Origin of the sequence: Nocardia sp. NPDC051570 (genome assembly GCF_044454005.1) — a bacterium.
In the GTDB taxonomy this organism is placed as follows: domain Bacteria; phylum Actinomycetota; class Actinomycetes; order Mycobacteriales; family Mycobacteriaceae; genus Nocardia.
This window is the reverse complement of record NZ_JBITDI010000019.1, coordinates 149,647-172,787: the sequence shown is the minus strand read 5'-3', so window position 1 is coordinate 172,787 and position 23,141 is coordinate 149,647. Positions and strand designations below refer to the sequence as shown.

The following is a 23,141-nucleotide window of genomic DNA, read 5'->3' as shown; positions in this document are numbered from 1 at the left end:
CCGTTGACGGCCAAGGCGATCGCCGACGAGGCCGGTGTCGACGACTTCCTCGCCGAGGCCACCCCGGAAGACAAACTCGCGCTGATCAAGAAGGAGCAGGACGGTGGCCGGCTGGTCGCGATGACCGGTGATGGCACCAACGATGCTCCCGCTTTGGCGCAGGCCGATGTGGGTGTCGCCATGAATACCGGCACCTCGGCGGCCAAAGAGGCCGGGAATATGGTGGATCTGGATTCGGATCCGACCAAGTTGATCGAGATCGTCGAGATCGGTAAGCAGTTGCTGATCACTCGTGGTGCGTTGACCACGTTCTCCATTGCCAACGACATCGCCAAGTACTTCGCGATCATTCCCGCGATGTTCGTGGTGCTGTTCCCCGGCTTGGATGTCGTCAACATCATGCGGCTGCACAGTCCGCAGTCGGCGATCCTGTCGGCGGTGATCTTCAACGCGCTCGTCATCGTGGCCCTGATTCCGCTGGCGCTGCGTGGGGTGAACTACACGCCGTCGAGCGCCTCGAAGCTGTTGAGCCGCAACCTCTACATCTACGGTATCGGCGGCATTGTCGCGCCGTTCATCGGTATCAAGATCATCGACCTTGTCGTCCAATTCCTCCCTGGGATGTCCTGATATGCGTATGTCAACCTGGATCCGGCAACATATCGCGGCGTTACGTGCGCTGTTGGTGCTGACGGTGATCACCGGAATCGTTTATCCCGTGGCGGTTTTCGCGGTCGCTCAGTTGCCCGGGCTGCATGACAAGGCGGAGGGGTCGCTGATCACTCAGGACGGGAAGATCGTGGGCTCGAGTCTGATCGGGCAGGCGTTCACCGATGGTAAGGGCAATGCGCTGGTGCAGTACTTCCAGAGCCGCCCGTCCAACTCGGTCCCGGCCGACGGGAGCATCCCGGACGGGTACGACGCGTCCAACTCCTCGTTCGGCAATATGGGCCCGGAGAGCATCGTGGACACTCTCGATGCTGATCCGTCGAAGACGAAACTCGCCCTGCTGTCCACGGTGTGCTCGCGTAGCAAGGCGATCGGCGAGCGGGAGGGCGTGGACGGCAGCCGCCCGTTCTGCACCTCGGGTGGCGTGGGATCGGTGCTGGCGGTGATCGGTCCGCGTGATGCGCACGGCAACGTGATCAAGCCGACCAAGGTGGTCAGCGTCAACGAGGCCTGCCCGGCCAAGCCGTTCCAGGATGCCTACCAGGGTGTCAAGGTCGACTGTGCCGTCCCCGGCGAGAGCTACGCGACCGGCCAGATCGTTCCGATCGCCGGTGACACCTCAGCCGACACCCCGGTGCCCGCCGACGCCGTCACCGCCTCGGGCTCGGGCCTGGACCCGAACATCTCCCCGGAGTACGCGGCCATCCAGGTAGCTCGAATCGCCAAGGCGCGCAGTGTGTCTCGAGATCAGGTGAAGACTCTGGTCGACGCGCACACCAGCCAACGCGATCTCGGGTTCCTCGGTGAGCCGCGGGTGAACGTGCTGGAGCTGAATCTGGATCTGGACAGGCGGTACCCGGTCCGGCAGTGAGTCCCAGTCGTAGAGACCGCCTTCCCCGGCTTACCGGGGAAGGCGGTCTTCGCCGCGCTCGGGCCGAGCGTGTGTCGATCCGTCCATGTCATCCGGCGTCAGCGGTCCGGGCAATAGCGATAGCCCATCGCGGGTTCGGTGAGTAGGTATTGCGGCCGGGCGGGGTCGGGTTCGAGCTTGTGGCGCAATCGACCCAGGTATTCGCGTAGGTATTGAGTTCTGCCGATGGCGTCAACCACAGCCACAGTGTGATCAGCCAGCCGAACAGCGTCGGATCGGCGATCGTCATGGCGGTGGTCAGGACCGCGCCCACCTCGGTCACGAACATGACCGGGTTGCGGTACAGGGTACGGGGATCCAGCTTTCGAAATGCCTCGGGCAAGGCTGTGAGCAGCTGCCGGGGTTCGAGCATGCCGCCGGCGACCCGGCGGCGGGCGGCGTATTCGATTGTCACTGCGTTGTCACCAGATTCTCGACGTTGTTCGATGTCGGACCCGAATCGAACGCCGATACACCAGGTTTCGCGACGCCGTTGACGCGCTACCAACGCCTCGCCCACCGATCCTTGCGATATTCGGACAGTGCGGAATGACGAAGCCACCGCGGTCCCTTACGGGTACCGCGGTGGCTCCTGTCATCGGCGCACATCGCGATGCTGCTCACCGGATGTGTCGGAGGCCGATCAGCGCTGGTTGGGCCGGTGGCCGTGGTTGGCCTTCTTCAGTCGGCGGGAGCGCTTCTTCCTCGCTCGTTTGGACATGTTCTCCTCCTGTCAGGGGTGTCGGAAATTCGGGCTGTCTGTGCGAGCTGATCGATCCACGCCGCCAGGCGGGCGCGAGCGCACGAATTGCGCACGAGCGCAGCGGTGTTGGCCTGTTCGCGGCCTTCGTAGTGCACGCGGCCGACACCAGAAGGCGGGCAGCCGCGCGAAGGGCTCGCGAGGAAAGTCGCGGGGGTGGTGTGGAACGCCGCGCGCTCAGCGGCGACAGTGCACGGCGCAGATCGACTGCGCGGTACAGGATTCGACGGACCGGCTAGGCCGGACTGGGCGGCTCGTCCTCGCTCCCGAAGCCGAAGAGCTCCAGGGCGGACGGCATCCGCTCGATGCGGTGCCCGTCAGCGTCGGCTACCGCGCGCATGGCGCGGTAGGGGCCGACGGCTGCAGTCATACTGCGATATCAACCCATCGCGAATCCCGGAGCAAGATTTCCGCACCCGCTTTGACGAATCCTTGACAGCCGCTTGCGTTGTCGGGAGGCCGCGGGCGGGTCCTCGATCTCGATCCGGGTATGGGTGGCTTCGAGTCAGGACGCGACTCGTTCTTCGATCGGGCCGGCGGCCACCTCGAAGTCGTCGACGGCCATACCGCGCGCCTTGCGGGTCTCGCTGGGCGGCTCGCCGTTCCACCGGACGTAGGCGCGGCGGAATTCGCGCGCATCGCTGTAGCCGGTCTGGGTCGCGATCTGGGCGATCGTCATGCCGGTCTCCCGGACCAGGAACAGCGCCCGGCGCTGTCGCACCCTGTCGCGGATATCGCTGAAGCGCTCGCCGGCGACGGTGAGCTGTCGGCGCAGGGTGCGCTCGGTGACGAACAGCCGATCCGCTACCTCGGCCATGGTGATCACCCGGCGCAGATTCTCGCCGAGGATGGCCTCGACCGAGGCGACCGTGTCGGTGCGATCGGGGACCGCGTCGACCATGCGCTTGAAGGCGTCCAATGAGGCATGGAGGTTGGCCTCGTTACAGGTGCGGATGGGGCGGCCGAGCAGGTGGCTGGGAAAGGTCAGCTCGGTGACGCCACGGCCGAATTCGATCGGGCATCGGAAGTATCTGCGGTAATAATCGGCGTGCGGCGGTTCCGGATACGCGATGCGCACGCGTTGCGGGCAGATATCGTCCTCCAGCACCCACCGTGCGGTCATCAAGGTGGTGAATATCGCCTCCTCGGTCAGGAATCGCACCGTTTCGGGATCGGGAATCCGCTCGAGAACCCGCAGGGTGCTCGATTCCGGCCCGCAGTCGAACTCGAAGTCGAGCATGCTGCCCACCGACCGATGCAATTCGACGCCGAGGCCGAATGCCTCCCCAGCGATGCGGCAGGAACGCATCGCGGTCCCGAGCAGGCCGAAGCGCACGGTCGCGTTCTTCACCCCCATCTCGACGCCCCACGGGCCGTCCGGCAGGGCGCGCAGCGCGCGGCGCAGAATCGTCGCCGCCTGCCGGAAGGAGACTCGGGCGTCGGATGCGTCGAGCTGGTCGGGTACCACGCCTATCCCGTCGAACCACAGCTCGGTGTCGAAACCACGGTCCGCGGCGAGCCTGCTCAGGTGCAGCAGGATCGTCGGCGGGATTACGGCGGCGCTGAACTGCGGATCGAAGAGGTCCATCGCGGGTGAAACTCCTTTTGTCGAGCTTGCGAGCTTGCAACAGAAGTCCTTGCGGGACCGAACCGATGGTTCTCGGACGACTGCACCAGCGTCAAGCAACCTATCGGCAACATTTGGATCCGAGCAGGTCAGCGGCGCGCGCAAAAGATCGCCTGGCGATAATATTGACGAGTTCCTAACGGTCCAGGCCTTGACAGTCGCCCACTCGCGCGAGCTGCGCGGCCTGCCGGGTCTGCTCGGTCACCTCCTGGGACGCCATGAGCAGACTCCGGGATCCGTTGCGCAGGATCCGTCCGGCATGGGTGAGCGTCACCCGCCGCGTCGTCCGGTCGAACAGCATGACGCCGAGTTCTTGCTCGAGACGCCGCACGGAAACGCTCAGGGCCTGCTGTGTCATGTGCAAGCGCTGGGCGGCCCGGGTGAAACTCAACTGCTCGGCCACCTCGAGGAACTGGGTGATCCGATACAGATTGAGCGGTTCTGCACGTGTCAACAGTGGAATCGGCTCCATAACACTGCCCTTCTCGGTCCGGCACGGACGGGCCGGCGACGCTGCCGACCGGGGAAACCTTCAGGGCCGTAGCTTATTTTGCCAAGTTTGCGACACGGGAGGGCATTGCAGGCCGAAAGGGTGTGCCGCCCGGACGATCCGACCTCCGGTTCGTCCCTAAGTTTGCGACACGGGAGGGCATTTCAGGCCGAAAGGGTGCATCACCCGGACTGTCTGACCTCCCGTTCGTCCCTCGGCGGGCGTTCGGATCGGCCACGACGGCCGCGATGTCGGAGCCGGAAAATCGGTCGGGAATCACAAAGAATTGCGAGAGTCAAGGGGATTTCCGGGCATTCGACCGGACAGGCCGACCGATTTCTATTGACGTGAGTATGTGGATTATGGAATATCTTTTGCATTCGCTGGCTCGTCGACGGTGAGGGGATTCGCATGCTTGATTATCGGGCTCCGCGGCGATCGGATTCGCCACCGGTCATCCGGTCGCGGCGCGACCGGCCGAAGCGTGATCGGAACGGTTTGATTCGCGTGCTCGCCGGAATCTTCATCGCCTACCTGCTCGTTTTTATCTCGAGCGTGGTGGTGATCGTCGCCCTGGTGTGCCGCTGAACGCCCCGATTCACAAAGAATCTGCGTAGGCCGGCCGTCCAGTGTGGAAGCTGGCTCCCATTCATCAATTTTATTTGTATGGAAACGTACGTCACATGGATATTCGTTGCCCTTTTCGTATGCCCCACTATTATTTAGCTGGAAATTAGCTCCACCGAATATCGGAATTCTGGGCGTCACACGCTATGGACAGGAGTCCCCGATGGGCTATCTCGATTACGAACCCGGCCGGAAAACACGAACCACCAAGGCCTCGGGCCAGCACCGGAGAAACACCGACAGAAATCGCCGCGGCCTGTATACGGCTGCCGCGTTCGCCTCCATAGCGGCGGCGTCGTTCGGCGCCCAGAGCGTCGCGCAGGCGGAGACCACACCGGCCACCGCCACGGCCACCGATACCGGCGGCGGGCCGCTCGGCCGGCTCGGTGCGGCGGTCGGGACCCATCTCGATCCGGGCGCACGCGCTCAGCTCGAGTCGGCTCTGAACGGTGCCCAGGGGCTGGCGACGGGCAGCCCGCTGGCCGCACCCCTCGGCACATTCGCCGACGGGGTGAGCGAGCCGGCCCCGCAGCGCGCGGTCGATCCCGCTCCGCCGGTGTCGGAGGCGACGTCCACCCCGGCCACGGCCGCACCCCTGATCCGCCCGGCGGTCCAGGCGGCGGCCGAGCCCGAGAACGAGGGGGTCGCCAGCAACGGTGACACCGGTCGTGCCCCGCTGGCCGTCGAGAACATCGCCGGTGCGGTCGGCCAGATCGCGACCTCGGGCCTGAATCTGACGCAGGTCAGCGCATGGGCCGAACAGATTCCGGTCGGCCCGCTGCGGCAGCCGGCGGAAGATGTGCTCGCCTTCGTCCGCGATGCCACCGAAATGGCCGGCGCCCGAAGGGATTCCGGCGATTCCGTGATCGATACCCTGATCGCTCAGGCGCGGGAGGTCTTCGGCACCCCGCAGGAGGGCGGGGAGGATCCGACCAGGGCGCTGCGCGAACTGGTCGAGCCGGTGCTCTCCCACGCCACCAGCGCCGACTGGTCACCGGTGCTCGCGCAGATCGCTCCGGCGTTGCGGGACATCGCATCCGGGGCCGACATCAAAACCGTTGTCGCCGATCGCCTGACGCCGCTGCTGCAGTCCGGGCCGCTGGCCGATGTCGTGCGACCGATCCTCATGCACTTCGCCCCGGTCCTGCGAGAGGCGGCCCCGACCCTGACGGCCGTCGCCGCGGGATCACAGCCGCTGAGCGCGCTGCTCGGCGCGTTCGAGCAGGTGGTCCGGTCCGGAACGCTGATGGCCTCGCTCGCCCCCCTCGCCGGATTCGTGAGTCCGCTGCTCAATGCCGTCACCAGCCCCGGCTCGATCTTCGCGCCGCTGCGCGACATGGTGCTGCGCGGTGTGCGGGGGCTGCTGCCGGGCCAGATGCACAACACCGCGGTGTTCCTATTCGGCGGCGTGGCCATCGTGCCGGGGCTGCTGATCGTGGCCGCCGTCGTGATCGGTCTGGTGGTCGTGGGCGCGATCGTGCTCGCCCCGGTGCTGATCATCGGTGCGATCATCGCGCTGCCGGTGGTGCTGGGCCTGGGCGCACTGGCCTTGGGGCTGGGTGCATTGGTCCTGGGCGCGGTGGTGTTCGGTGGGCCGATTCTCGCCGGTATTGCTGCTGCGGTGCTCGGGCTGGGTGCGCTGGCGTTGGGTGCGGTGGTGTTCGGTGGGCCGATTCTGGCCGGTATTGCCGCCGTGGTGCTGGGTCTGGGTGCGTTGGCTCTGCCTGTGGTGCTGGGGCTGGGTGCACTGGCGTTGGGTGCGGTGGTGTTCGGTGGGCCGATCCTGGCCGGTATTGCTGCTGCGGTGCTGGGGCTGGGTGCGCTGGCGTTGGGTGCGGTGGTGTTCGGCGGGCCGATCCTGGCCGGTATTGCCGCCGCGGTGCTGGGTTTGGGTGCGCTGGGTCTCGGAGCGCTGGGTCTCGGTGCGCTGGTGGTGGGCGGGCTCGTTCTCGCCGGTATCGCCGCCGCGATCGTGGCCGCACCCGTGGTGCTGGGTCTGGGTGCGCTGATTCTGGGTGCGATCGTGTTTGGTGGGCCGATTCTCGTTGCGCTGGGTCTGGGTGCGCTGATTCTGGGTGCGATTGTGTTCGGTGGGCCGATTCTCGTTGCGCTGGGTCTCGGTGCGCTGGTGGTGGGCGGGCTCGTTCTCGCCGGTATCGCCGCCGCGGTTGTGGCCGTGCCCCTGGTGCTGGGTCTGGGTGCACTGGCCTTGGGTGCGGTGGTGATCGGCGGGCTGATTCTGGCCGGTATTGTCGCCGCGGTGCTGGGTTTGGGTGCGCTTGTGCTGGGTCCGCTGGTGCTCGGCGCGCTTGTCCTGGCTGGTATCGCTGCCGCGGTGGTGATCGGTGTGCTCGTGCTGGGCGCGATCGTATTGGCGCCGATCGCGTTCGTCGGTTCGATCATCTTCGTATTCGTGCACCTGGCGTTGATGATCGTCGGGTTGGCGATATTGATGGTCGCCGGTGTCCTGATCGCCTACACCGTGGCTTTCGTGGGCAAGCTGCTCGCCATCGCCGCGCTGGTGGCGATCGTTGTGGCACTGGGATTCGGCACGGTCGCCTCGGCGCTGCTGATCCTCGGCCTGCCGATTATCGGACCGTTCCTTGCGCCGCTGTTCTTCCTCGGGCTGGTCGCGCTGCCGGTCGTCCTCGGGGTGTTCGGGCTGCTGGCCAGCCTCGCGGCGGGCATGGTGGCCACGGTGCTGACCGTGGGTATCGGGCTCGTGGTGATCGCAGGCCTGACCGCCCTGCTACTACTGCTCTCGCTGCCCCTGATGGTGATCATGCCCTGGGCCATTCCGTTCATCCTGATCGCGGATGTCGTATTGGCCGCGGTCGTGGCGGTCGCGCTGGCCGCGCTCTGCATCGGAGCGGCCGCTTCGACGCTGGTCGAGGGCGGCGCCTTCGTCTTGGCGGCGCTCGTCGCCGCGGTTGTCGTCGTCGGCGGGTTGTTCGTCGCCGGTTCCGCCCTGGCGGTGGTCACTGTCGTCGCAAACCTGATCGCGGCGGTGTTGCTGGCCATCTTCTGCCCGCCGCTCGCCGTGCTGGCCTCGCCGCTGATCTTCGGCGCGATGCTGTTCAACGTGCTCGCCATGGTCGGAACCGCGATGCTGGTCGGCAACGCGGTGGCCGTCCTGCTGGCGATCGGCGCCGTCGGAATGGGAATCGTCTGGGGCCTGACCGTTCTCGGGTTCGCAGCGGGCCTGCTTCTCGTGAGCGCGCTGTTCCCGCCGCTGTGGTTGATCACGATCCCGGTCGCGATCGTGCTCGTCGCCGCGATCTGGCTGGTCGCCGCCGTGGGCATCGGCGCGGTCCTGATCGCGCTGGGCGTGGTGGCGCTGGCCGGCAATATCGTCGCCATTGCCGTCGGGATTGTGGCGGCCGTGGCTGTTGCGGCGATCGTGCTGGTGGCCACCGTGTTCGCCGCGGTGCTGACGATTCCGTTCGTGCTGTTCCTACCGGTCGCGATCTTCGTGTTCCCGCTCCTCGCGATCGGTCTGGTGGTGCTGGCCTCGCCGGTGTTCCTCGCCCTGCTCGCGGTCGCCGCCCTGGCGGCGCTGGTGGTGGGGGCCGTCTCGGTGGTGGCGGGCCCGGTGGCCGTGGTCGTCGGGCTGGGCGGGCTGTTCGTGCTCGGCTGCATCATCCTCCTGGGGTCGATGATCATCGCGCTGCCGATAGTGGTGGTATCGAAATCGACCGGCGGATCGGGCACTCGGGGCCTGCGCAAGCGTGGCAACGGAAAACAGGTGGCCGCGGATGTCGACACCGCACAGGTCGTCGCCGGGCTACAGAATCTGCTGGCTCCGAAACCGGCTGCGACCGAGACCGTTTCGCCCGAACCGGGCATCCCGACCGTCGGAGCCGGTGCGGCCGACGGCCCGGTGCGCGAATCGGCCAACCGGTTGGTGTCCGTAACGCTGTGATCCGTTGACCGCGGTACCGGGGCCGGCCCATCCGGGCCGGCCCCGGTCACCCTCCGACAACTCCCGAGGTGCGAACGATGACTCGTATCCAGACTCACATCGTGACAAGGGTTTTCAGCTTCGTCGTCGTCGCAGCGGCGATGTGCGCGGTCGATCTCGTTGCGCCCGTGGCCACTGCGTTGCCGCCGGTACCGGGACTTCCGAGCCCGTCCGATGACCCGTTCTACACGCAGCCCGCATCGTTCGAGGGTGCCCGGATGGGTGAGGTCGTGGACAGCAGACCGGTCGAGATACCGGATATCCCCGCGGGGGAACCGCTGACCTCCTGGCAGGTGAAGTACGTGAGCCAGGACACCAAGGGCACACCCTGGACGACGGTCGCGACGATCATCCAGCCGGTCGGCGGCGCGCAGTCGACGAAGCTGGTGGCCTTCGATCCGTGGGTCGACGCGCTGAGCGATCGGTGCAATCCCTCGTATCAACTGCGGGCGGGCACCGCGTACCTGGCGTCCACGGGAATGGTTACGGAGCTGCCGAATCTGGTCGCACTGCTCGGTCGTGGCTACACGGTCGTCGTCCCCGATTTCCTCGGTCCCGACAACCAATTCACGGCCGCCTACGTCGAGGGCCGCAACACCCTGGACGGCATCCGCGCCGCGCTGAACTTCGCACCGGCGGGACTGTCGCCCGGAACTCCGGTCGGGATGCTGGGCTACTCCGGTGGTGCGCGCGGCACCGAATTCGCCGCCGAGTTGGCACCGGAATACGCGCCGGAGCTGAACCTGGTCGGTGCGGTCGCCGTGGGATTGCCCGCCGACCTGAACGCCTCGGGGCGGCGAATGAACAAGAGCCCCTTCGCCGGAATCGACTTGACCTCGATTTTCGGCTTGGCCCGGGCCTATCCGGAACTGAATCTGCCCGGCCTGTTCACCGATCCGGATCTGGGCCGCGAACTGAGCAGTATGTGCAATGGCGAGGTGCTGGCCCGCTATGCCTTCGCCGACGGCCGTGACACCACGGTCGACCGGATCTGGCCCATGGACCCGCCGCAGGTCGCGGCCGTCGTCGAATCCGTCCGAGCCGGTCGGCTGGGAACACCGCGGGTGCCGCTGTATCTGGCCGTGGGCGAGAACGACAGTGTCGCGCTGCCCGAGGCCAACGACCGCCTGGCGGCGGATTACCGCAGCCGAGGTGTCGATCTGACATACGTGAAACTGCCCCTCGCCGAGCATCTGTCGTCGGCCGCGATGGCGGCGCCGATGGCGCTGGCCTGGCTGTCCGACCATCTCGACCGGGCCTGACGAGGGGTGTGCGGGTGCGCGACCGGGGTCCGGGCGGACAACTCGGTCCGCCACCGGAAAGGTAACTAATAGTTAGCCATAGGCTGGCCGGGCGCTATCGCTGGAACTGAATCGGGCACGTTCGACGCTGGAAGGGTCTTCGATGACGGTGAAACGGAGCGCTGCGCTCTTTCCCGGGCAGGGGGCATATGCCCCTGGCGCCCTGGCGGCTGTGCGGGATCTGCCGGAGGTCCGGGAGACGCTATGTGAGATCGACGCGGTGACAGGCCGATTGGCGGGCGGAACCGTCTCGGATCTGCTGTACGACACCGACGCCCCGGATATCGATGAGCTCCTGCGGTCGAGTCCGGATCTGCTGCAGGCGGCGATCTACGGCACCTCGGTGGCCGCGTATCGCGTCCTGCTCTCGCGCGGACCGCGCCCGGATGTCTTGGTGGGGCACAGTTTCGGTGAGATCGCCGCACTGGTGTGCGCCGATGCGTTCTCCGTCACCGCGGGTGCGGAGATCGTCTGCCACCGCGGCGCGGCGTTGGACGCGGCGGGGGAGCGCGACGGATGTCAACTCGCGTTGAGCACCGATGTCCGTGCGGTCGAACAGATTCTGCTGCTGATCGGTGATCCGCAGGCGGTCGTCGCCGCGGAGAACCATGCCGCGCAGACGGTGATCGCGGGCCCGGGCGGCTCGGTCGAGAAGGCGCACGCGATCGCCACCGCGCTCCGAATCGGCACGGCGGCACTGAAATCGGCCTATCCGTTCCACAGCCCGATGCTGTCGGCCGCGGCCCTGGACTTCGCCCTGCGGATCCGGCACATTCCACAGCAGCGGCCGCGGGCCGAGGTCTGCTCGCCGATCCTGGGCCGCGCCTATCGGGACACCGACGATCTGACCGCGGCACTGGCCGGACATCTCACCCGGCGGGTGCGTTTCGCCGATACCGTGCGCGCGCTGCGCGCCGGTGGTGTCGGTACTTTCGTCGAGTGCGGTGCGCTCGACGCGCTGACCAAGATCACGCGAGGTGCCCTTGGCGATGGCCCGGAAATCGTTTCGCTGCTGCGAGATTCGGTCCGGCCGGAGATCTTCGCGGAGGTAGCGGGACAGGTACCGCAGCGTGAGGCGGACGAATTCGATCGGCTGTGGCAGACCCGTGTCGAACGCATCGCGCAGCTCACGATCAGTGAATTCGTGGCCGCCATGCACGACGACGCGCCGGCTCGCGCGGTATCCGCCGCCGTATCCGACGAACCGCCCGCGCCGGCCCTCACGCCCCGCCGGGAATCCGTGCCCGAGGACGAAACACCTTCTCGGAAGGAACTTTTCCAGCAACTGGTCGTCCTCTACGCCAACGCTCTGGAATACCCGCCGGAGGTCTTCGACGAGGACACCGATCTGGAAGCGGAGCTGGGTGTCGACTCGGTGAAGCAGACCGAACTGCTGATGCGGATCGGGGACACCTATCGGCTCGGCCCGCTGCCGGCGGACTTCAAGATCGGAGAGTTGAACACTCTCGGACGTATCGCCGACCTCATCGTCGCGACGTAGGCAGCGGAGAAGGCTGTGTACCTCGACGGGAAGATCGCGTTGGTCACCGGCGGCGCACGCACTGTGGGCCGGGCCATCGCCCTGCGCTTGGCGGCCGAGGGTGCGCTGGTGATCGTCAACCACTTCCGCTCGCCGGAGCAGGCGCGTGCGACCAAGGCCGAGATCGAGGCCGCCGGTGGGTGTGCCCACATCATTCGGGCCTCGGTGGCGGACGCGGCCCAGCGTGACCGGATGTTCGATGAGATCGCCGCGGAATTCGGGGCGCTGGACGTCTTGGTCAACAGCGCCGCCGACGGTCGCCTGGCCACCGGGCCCGAGGTCGACGAGGCGATGATCGACCGCGCGATCGATACGAATCTCAAAGGCGGGCTGGGCTGTTCGCGCCGGGCCCTGTCGCTGATGAAACACCGTCCGGGTGCGAGCATCGTGAACGTCTCCACCCTCGGCGGCGGCCAGTTCGTCATGTCGGGATATCTGGCCTGTGGCCCGGCCAAGGCCGCCGTCGAGGCCCTGACCCGCTACCTCGCCGTCGAATTCGCCGAATTCGGCATCCGGGTGAACACCGCCGCGGCCGGAATGCTGAAAAGCCCAGTGGCCGACCAGTTTCCCGATGCCGCCGCCATGCAGCAGGCGACGATCGCCGCGACACCACTGGGCCGTCTCGGCACCCCCGAGGAACTCGCCGCAATCGTCGCCTTTCTGGCCTCTCCGGACGCGAGCTGGGTGACCGGACAGGTCCTCCTGGCCGACGGCGGCCTGTCGACCGGTGCGGCATTGCTGTCGCCGCCAAGGGATTTCGTGCCGCGCGAGGCCCCGACCGCTCCCGCGGCCACTGTGGCTCCGACCGCTCCCGCGGTCGCTGCCGCACCGGTGGACGACGAGGACGACGGGGACGCCATCGCGATTGTCGGGATGGGTGTCACGGTCTCCGGAGCGAACGATCCCGAGGAGTTCTGGCGCGAACTCGTCGCGGGGGGCGAGCGTTTCATGCGGGTTCCCGTGGATCGGTGGGACAACGAGAGCTTCTACTCGCCGGATCGCGGTACCGAGGACAAGTCCTATTCCCGGCATTCGGCGTTCATCACCGACTTCGTCCCGCATCCGGACCTGGCCGCGGAACTCGCCGCCGCGGGGCGGCATCCGGGCGATATCGAATCGACCACGCTGTGGCTGCGTAATTCGGTGCTGCAAGCGCTGGACTCGGTGGTCCGGCGGCCGTCGGACAGGTTCGGATTCCTGGTCGGGTACACCGCCGACGGCAATCAGCACGCCGAGGAGGCGACGGTTGTCGCGGGCATTGTCCGGCGGGCTCGACAAGCGCTGCGGGACAGGGGAGTCGACCGGATCGAAGACCGGCTGGCCGCAATCGAGGCCCGGCTGCGGGCGCGGTATCCGCGCAGCATCATCGATCCGAATCGGATGTTCCCGCATCAGGTCGGCGCCGGGGCGATGGCGGGCCTGCTGCCCGACGAGACCGAGATGATGATGATCGATACGGCGTGCTCGTCATCGCTGTACGCCGTGGATCTCGGTCTCGAGGGCCTGCTGGCGGGCCGGTACGACATCGCGGTCTGCGGTGGCGCGTTCGCGGTCGGGCCGCGGGGTTCGGTGCTGTTCGCGAAGCTGCGGGGCCTGTCGGAACGCGGTGAGGTGCGCAGCTTCGACAAGACCAGTGACGGTGTGCTGTTCTCCGACGGCGCGGCCACGGTCGTGCTCAAGACCTTGCGCCGCGCGCGCGGCGACGGTGACCGAATCCTCGGAGTGGTCAGGGCTTTCGGCGCCTCCTCCGACGGTAAGGGTAAGGCGATCTACGCCCCGAGCGCGGTGGGTCAGGAGCTGGCCATCCGGCGCGCGGGGACGACGGTGCCGGACTGGGTCGTCGCCCATGCGACGGGTACCCCGGCCGGGGACGCCGCGGAGTTCGCCTCGCTGCGGGCCACCATGTCGGGTTCCGAACCGGTACGGGTGACCTCGAACAAATCGGTCATCGGCCATACGGGCTGGGCGGCGGGGACATCCTCGCTGATCCAGATCCTGCTCGGCTTCGCTCACGAACTCATCCCGCCGCAGCACCGATTCGACCATGCCCCAACGGAATTCATGATCGATTCGGGCAATCTCGAGATCCCGAAGACGGCCGTGCCCTGGCCTGCCGGCGGGAGGAAGCCGCGGGTGGCCGCGGTATCCGGCTTCGGATTCGGTGGCACCAACGCCCATCTCGTCGTCGAGGAACCACCGGTGCCCGGACAGTGGGCCGTCGACGCCGCCGACCGTTCGGAAAGGCCCACCGCCGCCGGGCGACTCGCCGTGGTCGCCGTCGCCTCGCATCTGCCCGGCGCGACCGATCCGGACGAGTGGCTGGCCGCGCCGGAACCCGCGACGACCTTCGGTGACCAGTACCCACTGCCGACCATCGACGAGGTCAAGTTGCCGCCGGGGCTGATGCGTGCGATCGACCGCTGCCAGCTGATGATTCTGGCCTGCGCCCGGTCCATCCAGGCCCGCATCGGCGACTTCTGGACCGCGAATCAGGCCGAAATGGGCGTGATACTGGGCCATTTCGGAGAGACCCGCAATGCCACCCTCTATGCGACCCGCTGCTATCTCGACGACGCCGCCACCGCGCTGCGCACCGATCCGGCACTGGCTCGCGAACCCTGGCTGGAGCAGATGCTGGCCGATATCGCGGCGGATGTGCGGACCCTGATCCCCCCGGCGACCGAGAACACCTTCCCGGGCATGATGCCGAATGTCATCCCCGCCCGGGTGTCGAACTACTTCGGCCTCAACGGTGTGACGATGACCGTCGACACCGGGTTCACCGCCTCCATGAGCGCGATCGACGTGGCCGCCCGGTATCTGCGCACCGGCGCGCTGCGCATGGCATTGGTGGGCGGTATCAACGGCAACACCACCGCTGAGCACCGGACACTGCTCGGCGATCTGCTGCCTCCCGACGCTCGTATCGCGGAGGGCGCCTTCCTGCTCGCGGTGACCACCGAGGAGACCGCCACCCAGGCCGGACTGCCGGTGCTCGGCTTCCTGGACCCGATCGCCGCCGACATCGCGGGCGATATCGAATGCGGCGCCCGCAATGACGGCGGCCGCCCGAACTTCCTGGGCGGTGAGGGAGCGTTCGGCATCATCTCGGCCCTGCGCTCGGTCGCATCGGGCGGCAGCGCGGTCGTGCGCTGCCACGGCGAGGACGGTGCGCCGGACGCCGCGGTCCGCGTCACCGGCACCGAAAAGCACGCGGTCCCAACCCGTGTCGACCCGCACGCCTGGAGTCTGGAGCCGGAGCCCGGTGTCGCGGTGCGCCCGGCGATCGACTTCCTTCCCGAGGCGCCCACCCTCCTGATGGTCGAGGACCCGTCGGTGTTGCGCGGGATCGCGGTGCCCGAGCGGACCACGGTATTGTCGTTGCGGCCCGGCGCGGGTGTGCTGCACGTGCCGGATGTGACACCGGAGGCAGTTGCCGCGGTACTGGAACGCACGGCCGGGACACGGCATGTACGTCTGGTCGCCGACCTCTCGGGTGAGATCGGCATCGAGCGCACTCGAACCCTGTGTGCGTTGCACGATCTGTGGTTCCTTGTGGCACAAAAGCTTTCGGACCCGCTGGCCGAACCCGATTCGTCCACCGTAGTCCTGCTGACCCATGCCCTGAACGCGACCACACCGAACCCGTATGTGGGCCTGTTCACCGGGGCGATCAAGGTCGCCGCCCTCGAACGACCCCGCAGTACGACCTTTGCCCTGGTGACCGACGGCGATATCGCCGATGGTCGCTCGCGGGTCGCGGCGGAATCCATGCTCGACCGATCGGCCCCGGTGGCGTATTACGCCGACGGCCTCCGATACCGGGCTCGCCTGACGGTGCTCGACGACCCGCAGTCGGAAATCTCGCCCCTGGACGGCAATTCGCTGGTCGTGGCGGTCGGCGGCGGCCGGGGCATCACCGCCGAACTCCTGGTGGCCGTGGCCCGGAACTTCGGCAGTCGATGCTATGTCCTGGGCAGCACCGAATTCGACGCGCTGCCCGCGGAGTACCTCGACCTCCCCGATGCCGAATTCGCCGCCGCGAAACGGGAGTACATGCGGCGACGGCGGGCCGAGGAGCCGACGGCGACACCGCGGGACCTGAATCTCGAATACGAGCGAATCGCCAACGCGCGCACCGTGATCCGAAATCTGCGCCGAATCGAGGAAGCGGGCGCGGCCGTGGAGTATCTGGCCTGCGACGTGCGCGACAGGGACGCGGTACAGCGCGCGATGGACCGAATCCACGTGGCGGCAGGCCGAATCGATCTGCTGATCAACGCGGCCGGCCTCAACCGTCCCGCACCCATCGCGGCGAAGGACTTCGGCGAATTCCGTGCGATCCGCGATATCAAACTGCTCGGCTACACCAATCTCGCTGCGGCCCTGACCGATCGGCCACCACGCCTCTGGTGCAACTTCGGCTCACTGCTCGGCGTCACCGGGCAGATCGGTGAGGTGGACTACGCCTCGGCGAACGATTTCCTGGGCACCGCGGCACTGGCGTCGGCCGGAGGGGGCCGCGACGAGTTCACCATCGGGTGGACGCTCTGGGGGCAGGTCGGGCTGGGCGCCAACGATTTGACCAAGGCATACTTCGATCGCACCGGTCAGTACTCGAACATGTCGACCGACGAGGGCGTGCACCATTTCCTGCGCCAGTTGCGGGCGGCGCGACCCAGTCCGTATGTGGCGCATCTGGGTATCGCGGAATACGGCGCGGTCGACGCGCTGCTGCCCGGCTTCCTCGGGCCGACTCCACGTCCGTTCTACCTCGACCGCGAGGTGGCCGGAGGTGTCGTGGACGGACGACCCTGGGCGGTGCACGAGCACACCTTCGATCTGCGCAGTGACAGCTATCTGACCGATCACCGGGTCGGCGATGTCGCGACCCTGCCCGGGGCGTTCGTCGCGGAGATCGCACTGCAGGCCGCCGCCGCGCTGGTGCCGACGATGCGGGTATACGCCCTCGAGGATATGACCTTCGACCGGTTCCTCAAGGTGTACGCGCCGGATCGGCCCGCGCTCAAGAGGATTCGGGCCGAGGTGTCGCAGCGACGGGACGATCTCGGGCAGGTGCGCGTCGATGTCGAGGTCACCGGCGATATCGTCGCGCCCAACGGCACCGTGCTGGTGCGCGATATGGTCCACTTCCGTGCCACGGCCCTCATGGCGGCGACCATGCCCGCGGCCCCGCCCTGGCGGTCGTGGTATCCGGCGGCCGAACAACCGGTCGCCGACCCCTACCATCGAGACGGTTCCCCGGTCCTGCTGACCGGCGTCTTCGAATCGACCTCCGGCACCAGGCTGCATCCACTCGGCCGGCGCTCCACCTACGACCTGCGGCTGGCCCCGGACGATCCGGTCTTCTCCCGCTTCCGCGTTCCGGTCGTCCTCCTGGACGCACTGCTACGCACGGGTGTGCTCTCGGCCGGTGACGCCGAGGGTTTCGTGCCGATCGCCGCACCGCTGCGGATCGATCGACTGGATCTGTACGAGCACACCAACGACGCCCTCGTGGCGAGCTCCGGACCGATCGACCTGTACGCCGTCGGAACGTCCGCGCCGGACAACCGATTCGTGGCCGTGCGACCGGACGGCCGGGTCGTCCTGTCGCTGGCCGGACTGGATTGGACCACCACCGGATATCTGAATCCGGCCACCGGCGAAACCCGCCCGGCCGGCATCCATCCACGTAAGGGAGCCGAGTGAGATGACCGCCATCGATATCGGTACGGCACGCCGACTGCCCCCGGGACCTGTGGGGGCCCTGCAGATCGCGAAGCACGTTCGAGCGCTGCGCGGCAACGGCCCCGGCCTGTTCGAGGCCATGCGCCAAAGCTACGGCGATACGGTGCGGCTGCCGCTGGGCCTGATGACCGCCACTCTGGTCTACCACCCGGACGGCATCAAACACGTCCTGCTGGACAACAACGCCAACTACGTCCGTGGCATCGGCTACGAGCGGTTCAAGATCTTCATGGGCAACGGGCTGCTGACCACCGACGGAGAGGCCTGGCGAGTCCGGCGGCGGGTGGTGAACCCGCTGTTCCACCGGGATGCGATCGCCGCCATGGTCGATGCGATGGTGTCCTCGACCGCGGCGGTCCTCGACGGCTGGCACCGGCGCGAGCGCGCCGGATTCACCGGCGACGTGATCCCGGCGATGATGCGAATCACGTTGGACGCGTTGGGCAGAACCCTGTTCGACACCGGTCTGGACGGTGATGCCGAACGGGTCGGCCCGGCCATGGACACCGCCATCGAAGCGATCGTGCACCGCGGCCGGGTGCCGGAACTGCTCCCCGCATGGCTGCCGTTCCCGTCCACTCTGCGCACGGTCCGCGCCCGGAAGACCCTCTACGACATGGTCGGCCGGATCATCGAGGCCCATCGCGGCGGCGCCCATGCCGATCGGCCGGATCTGGTCAATCTGCTGCTGGCGACCGACCGCACCGATGCCGATGTGCGCGACGAGATGATGACGGTCCTGATGGCCGGACATGAAACGGCCGGAACGGGTTTGGCGTGGGCGCTGTGGGAGTTGGCCGATGCGCCCGAGGTACAGGACCGCATGGCCGACGAGGCCCGGCGGGTATTCGGTGGCCGCGATCCCGCGGCCGCGGACGTGCCCGGGCTCACCTATACGAGAATGGTGCTCGACGAGGCACTGCGGTTGCATCCGCCGATCTGGGTGTACCCCCGCGCCACCGTGGCCGCTGATGACATCGCGGGCTGGCACGTCCCGGCGGGCGAGTGTGTCTTCCTGAGTCCGTATGTGACGCACCGGCATCCGGACCTCTGGGCCGCGCCCTACCGCTTCGATCCGGAGCGATTCACCGAGGCCGCCAAGCAGGACCGGCCGAAGTACAGCTACTTTCCGTTCGGTGGCGGCCAGCGCAAATGCGTCGGTGAGATGATGGCCGTGACCCAGATGTGCCTGACGCTGGCAATGCTGGTCTCCCGGTTCAGGATTCGGCGCGTGCCCGGCAGCACCGTGACACTCAGGACCGCCGCCTCCCTGCGGCCCGCCCACGGCATCGAATTGCGGATCGTTCCGAGGGACTCATGAGCGGCGTGCTGCCCGTCCGGCGATTCGTGTGGCGCCCACTGGAAGTCGCGGCGGTACCCGACGAGCCGAGCCCGCAGCTGCCCGGCCGCCGCATCGCCGTCCTCGGCGGCAGCGATGCCTCCGCGGATCGGGTGCTGGCGGCGCTGCGCGGAGCCGGTGCGATGCCGTGGCGCTTGGCGCCCCCGAACGAGGGCGGTGACGTCGCCGAGTTCTGTCGAACCATGGGCCGGATCGACGGCATCGTCGATCTGAATATCGAAGGGACTTTCGGCCTTTCACATCCCGGGGGCTGGGAGGCGCCGCTGCTGCAGACGATCGAACTGCTGCAGCGGTGTTACGACGACTGGCATGCCGAATCCAGTGCCGAGCGGCTGTTCTATCTCGCGGTGACTCGGATGGACGGCTGCCACGGCTATTCGGGCGGCCCCATCGCCCAGCCGCTGGGCGGACTGTGGGCGGGCCTGGCGAAGGGACTGCCGCGCGAATTCGACACTGTGAACATCCGCGTGCTGGACTTCCCGCCCGGCGACACGGCGGTCGAACCGCTCGATGCCGAGATGGCCACCATGATCTGCCGCGAGCTGTATCGGTGGGGCCGCTTCGAGATCGGCTACCACGAGGGTCGGCGCTATACGCTCGCCGCCGAGCGGGCCGAGGTCCCGGGTCCGGTCGTCGACCTCGGGCCCGGCGATGTCGTGGTGATGTCCGGTGGTGGCCGGGGGATCGGATTCGCGCTGGCGCGGCATCTGGCCCTGCGGCACCGCTGCCGCGTGCTCATCAGCGGCAGGATGCCGTTGCCGCGACCGGACGATCCGATCATCGGTCTGTCGGACAGCGAGTTTCGCGAGTACCGGGACCGCAGGCTCATCGAGGCTGCCCGGCAACGCACCCTCGCGCAGACCCGTGCGGAGTTGTCCCGGGCCGCATGGAGTCGGCAGCTCGTCGAACGGCTCGACGATGCGCGTGCCGAGGGGCTCGACATCGGCTATCACCGCTGCGATGTCACCGATCCGGACCAGGTCCGCGCACTGCTGGCCGCGGCGGGGCCGCGGCTGGCCGGTGTCGTGCACAACGCGGGTATCGACGCTCCGGTCCGGCTGCCCGCCAAAACGCCCGAGGTGGTCGGCCGGACCGTCGGCGTCAAGGTCATCGGCCTGCTGAATCTGCTTGCCGCACTGGCAGATCACCCTCCGCTGCGCTTCTTCAGCAGCGCGGGCTCACTCGCGGGACGCTGGGGTGGGATGACCGGGCAGCTCGAGTACGGCGCGGCCAACGACGCGCTGAGCCGGATCGGATTGTGGGCCGCGGGCAGCGGCCCCGGGCCGTCTGTTCCGGTGGCGACGATGTGCTGGCCGACCTGGGAACGACTGGGCATCATCAGCAATTACGAAGCGGCCCTGACCTATACATCGGCGATGCGGGTAGACGAAGGCCTGCGGCACTGGGAGAGCGAGATCCTGGCGGGCACGGCGGGCGAGTTCACCTTCGTCGGCGAAATGGGTAAGGCGCTGCTGCCGTCGCTGCTGCGCGGATATCCGCCGACGGCGGAGCTGGCCGGTATCGGGAATCTTGCCAATCGCCTGCTGTTCCTGGGCGATCCGATCCGGTTCGCGGCCGGTGCGGTGCTGGAGACCGAGGTCGATTTCACCGCGGATCTGCTGTCGGCCTGCGCCGATTTCCGGGTCGACGGTGCTCCCGCGATACCACTGAGCGTCCTATTGGAATTCCTACGCTCACTGGGTGATTGGGTCCGGCCCGACGGTGGTGAGCGGCCGCTGTCGGAGATCCGGGACGTATGGATCGATCTCGCCGCCATCCGGGTCGACGGCGCCCGGCTGCGGGCGACCGCCGAAGGGCGATGGACCGCGGACCGGATCTGGGTGGTTCACGTCTGGGTCCGCCACGGCACGGTGCCCGTGGCCCGAGCGACGCTGCGCTACGGCGCGGGCACCGGAAACGAGGATGTGGCAACGGAAGCCATCGACCACACCGTGTCGGACCCGGACCGCTCGGTGCACGACCTGCGGTGGAACGGCCAGGTGTTCCGGCTCGGCCGATGGACGTCCTCCGGTGCCCGGACCGCCGAGGTGGAGGCCGATCGCCCCCGCGATCTGGTGCTCGAAATCCCGGCGCCGGTACCGGAACTGCCGCTGAATCAACTGGAAACCCTGCTGCGCGATGTATACGAACGCCGGACGGTCCCCGCGGTGCGCTGCCTGCGGATCGGTTCGATCGACATTCCGGCGCCACTGTGCGGGTCCGGGGGCCCGGTCGCCGTCGAAGGCGAGACGTCGACCGCGCACACCCCGGAAGGCCGGGTGCGCCTGGCTGCTCATGGAATCCGTTACGGGAAAGGATGATCCGATGGTGGACCGAACCGAACGATACTGCGTCATCGGCGCGGGCGCCGCGGGCCTGACCGCGGCGAAGAACCTGCTGGAATACGGCTTCGCGGTCGATGTCATCGAGCGGGCCGCGGATGTCGGCGGCACCTGGAATCCGGACTGCCCGACCAGCGGTGCCTATCCGTCGGTCCACCTCATCACGTCCAAACCGTTCATCCAGTATCCCGACTTCCCGATTCCGCGCGACTATCCGACCTATCTCGGACAGCGGCACATCATGTCCTATCTGCGTTCCTACGCAAACCATTTCGGTATTCGCGCACATATCGAGTTCGACAGTTCGGTGGAATCGGTCCGCCGGGTCGACGGTGGATCGGACTGGCTCGTACGGATACGCAACGCCACGGGCGTCACCGAACGGCGTTACGGCGGAGTGGTCATCGCCAACGGGCACCACTCGTCGCCGCGGCAACCGCAGCTTCCGGGCGTCTTCGACGGGCTGCAGATACATGCGATCGACTACAAGGGCCCGGAGCTGCTGCGCGGGCGGCGGGTGCTGGTCATCGGCGCGGGCACCTCGGGCTGCGATATCGCCGCGGAGAGCTGCCAATCCGCCGCGGAAACCTTCCTGAGCGTCCGGCGTGGCAACTACATCTGGCCGAAGTACATGTTCGGTATTCCCACCGATGTCTACTACGAGTTCATGTTGAAGTTCCATATGCCGCGTCCGCTGGTGCGGACCTTCGGTAAGCCGCTGCTGCGCATGAACAGCGCGGGCAATCCGGTGCACTACGGCCTGCCGCGCCCCGAGCACAAGCTGCTGGAAGAGCATTTCGTCATGAACTCGACGCTGCTCTACCACCTCGGGCACGGCGATATCGGTGTGAAGCCGGAGGTGACCGAATTATGCGGGGACCGGGTGCGTTTCGCGGACGGCTCGGAGCAGCGGATCGATGTCGTGGTCTATGCGACCGGCTACCACCAGGCCGTATTCCCGTTCATCGACCGGAAGTACCTGAACTGGACCACCGGCCCGATCCCCGAACTACATCTGCACGCCTTCCACCCCGACTACGACAATCTGTTCGTCATCGGCTACTTCCAGACCGCGACCGGCACCTGGCCGCTGATGGACTACCAGTCTCGGATCATGGCCAGATACCTGTACCTGTCGCATACCGACCCGCGACGGGTGGCGGAATTCCGTGCGGCGAAGGCGAATCCGGTCTTCGGCCCGAGATTGAACGGCGGTATCGACTTCTACCGGTCCGAGCGGCACTGGCTGCAGGTCGAACACGTCTCCTACCGGAAGCGATTGCGCCGCTTGGCGAAACACCTCGAGGTCGCACCTCGTCAGTCCACCGCGACCGGCTCTATCGGCCAGGCCAATTCGGTCCGCCGAACGCCCGAGCCGCCCGCGATCGTGGGCGCGTCCAGGTAGGTCTCCCAGCGTAGGGCCGCGGGCTCGAGCCGGCGACCATCCATCCACTGCCGCAGGGCCTTCCATGCCTGCGCGAGGTCGGCGGGAGTGCCGGTGTGCACGGCCTGGGCGACGTGGCCGGTCGGGAGCAACCCGACGGTGAAGTAGTCGTCGGAGGGGACGCGGCGGTCGATCGGGAAGCCCAGTTCGACATCGATCAGGCCGTCGGCCGCGGGACGATAGAGGGCGAAAGCGAATCCGGTGATCGCGGCGCCCTGGGCGACGATGGAGACCGGCAGGGTTCGCCGGACCCAGTCACGGAAGTCGGCGAGTTCGGTGTCCGGTAACACCGTGTGGATCACGCCCGTGGGGGTGATCCGGGTGCGGCGCAGGATCTTGGGGTCGAGATGCATCATGGT

General features: G+C 67.4%; 16 protein-coding genes. 10 read left to right on the top strand and 6 right to left on the bottom strand.

All coding sequences use genetic code 11. The features are described from left to right. The coding region (locus ACIA76_RS35815) for an HAD-IC family P-type ATPase (RefSeq protein ID WP_397158552.1) at nucleotides 1-630 on the top strand (630 nt) is incomplete at its 5' end. 1 nt (nucleotide 631) lies between these two features. Next, on the top strand, nucleotides 632-1,540 hold the full coding sequence (locus ACIA76_RS35810) for a potassium-transporting ATPase subunit C (RefSeq protein ID WP_397158551.1): 909 nt from the start codon (nucleotides 632-634) through the stop codon (nucleotides 1,538-1,540). Nucleotides 1,541-1,628: 88 nt separating this feature from the next. Here the strand turns inward: ACIA76_RS35810 and ACIA76_RS35805 are convergent, their stop codons facing one another. From ACIA76_RS35805 to ACIA76_RS35785, 5 genes are all read right to left on the bottom strand, one after another. Continuing rightward, nucleotides 1,629-2,099, bottom strand: coding sequence for a hypothetical protein (locus tag ACIA76_RS35805; RefSeq protein ID WP_397158549.1), 471 nt, complete (start codon nucleotides 2,097-2,099; stop codon nucleotides 1,629-1,631). 123 nt (nucleotides 2,100-2,222) lie between these two features. After that, the gene (locus tag ACIA76_RS35800; protein ID WP_397158571.1) at nucleotides 2,223-2,300 is read right to left on the bottom strand and encodes a 50S ribosomal protein bL37; all 78 of its coding nucleotides are present in this window, start codon (nucleotides 2,298-2,300) and stop codon (nucleotides 2,223-2,225) included. 274 nt (nucleotides 2,301-2,574) lie between these two features. After that, nucleotides 2,575-2,709 (bottom strand): hypothetical protein, encoded by a 135-nt coding sequence (locus tag ACIA76_RS35795; protein WP_397158547.1) that lies wholly within the window; start codon nucleotides 2,707-2,709, stop codon nucleotides 2,575-2,577. A 135-nt stretch (nucleotides 2,710-2,844) separates the two neighbouring features. Then, the gene (locus ACIA76_RS35790) at nucleotides 2,845-3,927 is read right to left on the bottom strand and encodes an AraC family transcriptional regulator (RefSeq protein WP_397158545.1); all 1,083 of its coding nucleotides are present in this window, start codon (nucleotides 3,925-3,927) and stop codon (nucleotides 2,845-2,847) included. A gap of 175 nt (nucleotides 3,928-4,102) precedes the next feature. Next, on the bottom strand, nucleotides 4,103-4,420 hold the full coding sequence (locus tag ACIA76_RS35785) for a LysR family transcriptional regulator (RefSeq protein ID WP_397158543.1): 318 nt from the start codon (nucleotides 4,418-4,420) through the stop codon (nucleotides 4,103-4,105). A 447-nt stretch (nucleotides 4,421-4,867) separates the two neighbouring features. Between ACIA76_RS35785 and ACIA76_RS35780 the strand changes: the two genes are divergently transcribed. The 8 genes from ACIA76_RS35780 (at nucleotide 4,868) to ACIA76_RS35745 (ending at nucleotide 22,743) form a co-directional block, all read left to right on the top strand. Beyond that, a complete protein-coding gene (locus ACIA76_RS35780) occupies nucleotides 4,868-5,044 on the top strand; it encodes a hypothetical protein (RefSeq protein WP_397158541.1) in 177 nt (58 codons plus the stop codon). A 202-nt stretch (nucleotides 5,045-5,246) separates the two neighbouring features. After that, nucleotides 5,247-9,005 (top strand): hypothetical protein, encoded by a 3,759-nt coding sequence (locus ACIA76_RS35775; RefSeq protein WP_397158540.1) that lies wholly within the window; start codon nucleotides 5,247-5,249, stop codon nucleotides 9,003-9,005. 77 nt (nucleotides 9,006-9,082) lie between these two features. Continuing rightward, nucleotides 9,083-10,306 carry a lipase family protein gene (locus ACIA76_RS35770; protein ID WP_397158538.1) on the top strand — a complete coding sequence of 408 codons (1,224 nt, stop codon included), beginning with the start codon at nucleotides 9,083-9,085 and terminating at the stop codon, nucleotides 10,304-10,306. A 142-nt stretch (nucleotides 10,307-10,448) separates the two neighbouring features. Then, nucleotides 10,449-11,846, top strand: a complete 1,398-nt coding sequence (locus tag ACIA76_RS35765; protein WP_397158536.1) for an acyltransferase domain-containing protein — start codon at nucleotides 10,449-10,451, stop codon at nucleotides 11,844-11,846. Nucleotides 11,847-11,861: 15 nt separating this feature from the next. Then, a complete protein-coding gene (locus ACIA76_RS35760; RefSeq protein ID WP_397158534.1) occupies nucleotides 11,862-17,597 on the top strand; it encodes an SDR family oxidoreductase in 5,736 nt (1,911 codons plus the stop codon). Nucleotide 17,598: 1 nt separating this feature from the next. Further along, nucleotides 17,599-18,957, top strand: a complete 1,359-nt coding sequence (locus tag ACIA76_RS35755) for a cytochrome P450 (protein ID WP_397158532.1) — start codon at nucleotides 17,599-17,601, stop codon at nucleotides 18,955-18,957. Further along, complete coding sequence (locus ACIA76_RS35750) at nucleotides 18,954-21,317, top strand: KR domain-containing protein (protein ID WP_397158531.1); 2,364 nt, start codon at nucleotides 18,954-18,956, stop codon at nucleotides 21,315-21,317. The genes ACIA76_RS35755 and ACIA76_RS35750 overlap by 4 nt, the downstream gene beginning before the upstream one ends. Nucleotides 21,318-21,321: 4 nt before the next feature. Then, nucleotides 21,322-22,743 carry a flavin-containing monooxygenase gene (locus ACIA76_RS35745; protein ID WP_397158529.1) on the top strand — a complete coding sequence of 474 codons (1,422 nt, stop codon included), beginning with the start codon at nucleotides 21,322-21,324 and terminating at the stop codon, nucleotides 22,741-22,743. Here the strand turns inward: ACIA76_RS35745 and ACIA76_RS35740 are convergent. Next, entirely contained in the window at nucleotides 22,656-23,138 is a 483-nt protein-coding gene (locus tag ACIA76_RS35740; protein WP_397158527.1) for a GyrI-like domain-containing protein, read from the bottom strand. The genes ACIA76_RS35745 and ACIA76_RS35740 overlap by 88 nt on opposite strands. Between the last annotated feature and the right edge of the window lie 3 nt (nucleotides 23,139-23,141).